The organism is Methylobacterium sp. WL116 (genome assembly GCF_008039455.1).
Lineage (GTDB): Bacteria > Pseudomonadota > Alphaproteobacteria > Rhizobiales > Beijerinckiaceae > Methylobacterium.
Map to the genome: position 1 here is coordinate 1 of NZ_VRUV01000520.1, position 3,112 is coordinate 3,112.

Consider the following 3,112-nt stretch of genomic DNA (forward strand, 5'->3'; position numbering starts at 1 on the left):
GCCGAACCCGATCCGGCGCAGCGCCGGGCGGCCCTCGCGCGGGGTGCGGGCGCAGGCCGAGCGCATCCAGGGCCGGATGGGGCAGGTCGAGGGCCTGATGGGCTGCCTGAGGGGGTGAGTTTTTTCAGATCCCCGGTTCGCAGGCCGGCCCGATGCGGTTAGGGAGCGTGATCCGAACGAGAACGAGCGCCATGGCCGAGACCGGCACCACAGAGATCACCCTGGAGCGGATCGCCCTGATCCGCCGCCTCGTCGTCGGCTGGAACGCCGACGGGGCGGGCGCGCCGATGATCCACCCGGACGCGCCCTACGGCTCGACCGCGCGGGACGACGACATCGCCAACGTCACCGGCGACGACGAGGGGGCGGACGCGGAGCACCGGGCGGTCGGCGCGGCGTTCGCCGCCTTCGTCCGCCACGCGGTGCTCAAGCCCGGGCGCTACCAGTACCACAACCCCCTGGCCAAGCTCGATCCGGGCCGGGCCGGCGACGTGTTCCGCGACGCGGACGGCGCCACGCCGGAGCACATCACCTTCGACGTCACCGCCGAGCACCTCGCGCTGATCCCGCACCTCGCCGTGCGCTGGAGCGATGCGCTGGACGTGCCCTGCGTCGACGCGGAGGCGCCCTACGGCGCGACGCCGGTGCCGGATTCCGCCCTGCACCACGAGATCCAGCCGGCGCTGCAGATCTTCCTGCGCTACGCCGACATCGCGCCGGGCGACTACGCCTAGGCCGCGGTCGCCCGGCGGCTTCCCTCCCCCTTCGCGGGGGAGGGTGCAGGCCCTCAAGCGTCCCGCTTCTTGCGCTGCGCCAGGGTCCGCAGCCGCAGCGCGTTGAGCTTGATGAAGCCCGCCGCGTCGCGGTGGTCGTAGGCGACGGCGCCTTCCTCGAAGGTGACGAGGTCCTGGTCGTAGAGCGAGTGCGGGCTCGTCCGGCCGATGACGTGGACGCCGCCCTTGTAGAGCTTCAGCCGGACCTCGCCGGTGACCTTCTCCTGGCTCTTGTCGATCAGCGCCTGCAGCATCTCGCGCTCGGGCGAGAACCAGAAGCCGTTGTAGATCAGCTCCGCGTATTGCGGCATGATCTGGTCCTTCAGGTGCGCCGCGCCCCGGTCCAGCGTGATCGACTCGATCGCGCGGTGGGCCGGCAGCAGGATGGTGCCGCCGGGCGTCTCGTACATGCCGCGGCTCTTCATGCCGACGAAGCGGTTCTCGACGAGGTCGAGCCGGCCGATGCCGTTGTCGTGGCCGAGCTGGTTGAGCCTGGCCAGGAGCGAGGCCGGGGACAGCGCCTCGCCGTCGATGGAGACCGCGTCGCCCTTCTCGAAGCCGACGGTGATGATCGTCGGCGTGTCGGGCGCCTCCTCGGGCGAGAGCGTGCGCGAGAAGACGTAGTCCGGCACCTCGTCGGCCGGGTCCTCCAGCACCTTGCCCTCGGAGGAGGCGTGCAGGAGGTTGGCGTCCACCGAGAACGGGCTCTCGCCGCGCTTGTCCTTGGCGATCGGGATCTGATGCGCTTCCGCGAAGGCGATCAGCTGCTCGCGGCTCTTCAGGTCCCATTCGCGCCAGGGGGCGATGACCGTCACGTCGGGCTTCAGGGCGTAGTAGCCGAGCTCGAACCGAACCTGGTCGTTGCCCTTGCCGGTGGCGCCGTGGCAGACCGCGTCGGCGCCGAGGCGCTCGGCGATCTCGATCTGCTTCTTGGCGATCAGCGGCCGGGCGATCGAGGTGCCGAGCAGGTAGACGCCCTCGTAGACCGCGTTGGCGCGGAACATCGGGAACACGTAGTCCCGCACGAATTCCTCGCGCAGGTCCTCGATGAAGATGTTCTCCGGCTTGATCCCGAGCAGCTCCGCCTTGCGGCGGGCCGGCTCCAGCTCCTCGCCCTGCCCGAGATCGGCGGTGAAGGTGATCACCTCGCAGCCGTAGGTCGTCTGCAGCCATTTCAGGATGATCGAGGTGTCGAGGCCGCCGGAATAGGCCAGCACCACCTTGTTCACGGGCTTCTTGTCGGGCTCGGACATGCGGACCTTCGGGTGTTCGCGGCGATGGGCAGGGGCGAGGGACTTGGGGCGATGGACTTGGGGCGAGGGCCTCGGGCGACGGACCGAAGGCGAGGGGCCAAGGGCGGCGGGCCGGGGGTTGCGGCGGCTTATCGCGCCGTCCCGAAGCCTGCAACCGGCATGCCGGGACGGACGTTCGATCAGGCGTGCGGGGCGTCGCGGACCCTCGTCCACGCGCCCGATGCCGCCTCGCTCCCGACACCGACGGGTGCGAGATTTGCGTGCCGACATCCAGACCCGGAGAAGCGATCACCATGGCGCGCCAGCCGACCCTCGAGTTCTGGTACGAGTTCGCTTCGACCTATTCCTACCTCGCCGCCGCCCGGATCGAGGGACTGGCCGCGGCGGCCGGCGTCGCCGTGCGCTGGCGCCCGTTCCTGGTCGGGCCGATCTTCGCCTCGCAGGGCTGGACCAGCTCCCCCTTCAACCTCTACCCGGCCAAGGGCCGGAACATGTGGCGCGACCTGGAGCGCGAAGCCGCGCGCTGCGGCCTGCCGCCGGTGAGGCGTCCCGATCCGTTCCCGCAGAACAGCCTCAGCGCGACCCGCGCCGCGATCCTCGGGCAGGACCAGGACTGGCTGGTGCCGTTCTCGAAGGCGGTGTTCGAATCCTGCTTCGCGCACGGCCGCTCGATCGCGGAGCCCGCGGCAGTGGTCGAGATCCTCAACGGCCTCGGCCTCGACGGGACGCAGCAGCTCAAGGCGGCGGCGAGCGAGGCCAACAAGACCAAGCTCCGCGTCGTCGGCGAGGAGGCACGCTCGCGCGGCATCTTCGGCGCCCCGACCTTCCTGACCGACGACGGCGAGCTCTTCTGGGGCAACGACCGGCTCGAGCAGGCGCTGGCCTGGGCCGCCGGCGAGCGGCCGGGCGACATGCGCTGACGAGAATTCGCGCCGAACGGATCCCGCGGCGAAACAATCCGGCCGAAGGCCCCGACATCGCCTGAATCGCCGGGCTGATGCGCGGGCTCGACACCGCCGCCCGGACGCCGCCATGCCCATCACCCGCCGCCACCTCCTCGCGACCTCGGCCGCCGCCGGCGTCGCC

3 protein-coding genes and 1 pseudogene are annotated in these 3,112 nt (G+C 71.0%); 3 read left to right on the forward strand and 1 reads right to left on the reverse strand.

Annotated elements, in window-relative coordinates; all coding sequences use genetic code 11:
* A pseudogene (locus FV223_RS32050) lies at positions 1 to 118 on the forward strand (monofunctional biosynthetic peptidoglycan transglycosylase); the annotation flags it as partial.
* A 73-nt stretch (positions 119 to 191) separates the two neighbouring features.
* A complete protein-coding gene (locus tag FV223_RS23850; protein ID WP_147729301.1) occupies positions 192 to 734 on the forward strand; it encodes a hypothetical protein in 543 nt (180 codons plus the stop codon).
* Positions 735 to 787: 53 nt separating this feature from the next.
* On the opposite strand, the gene FV223_RS23855 is transcribed toward FV223_RS23850, so the two are convergent.
* Positions 788 to 2,026, reverse strand: coding sequence for an argininosuccinate synthase (locus FV223_RS23855; protein WP_147729302.1), 1,239 nt, complete (start codon positions 2,024 to 2,026; stop codon positions 788 to 790).
* A gap of 293 nt (positions 2,027 to 2,319) precedes the next feature.
* Between FV223_RS23855 and FV223_RS23860 the strand changes: the two genes are divergently transcribed.
* On the forward strand, positions 2,320 to 2,946 hold the full coding sequence (locus FV223_RS23860; protein ID WP_147729303.1) for a 2-hydroxychromene-2-carboxylate isomerase: 627 nt from the start codon (positions 2,320 to 2,322) through the stop codon (positions 2,944 to 2,946).
* Positions 2,947 to 3,112 lie beyond the last annotated feature (166 nt).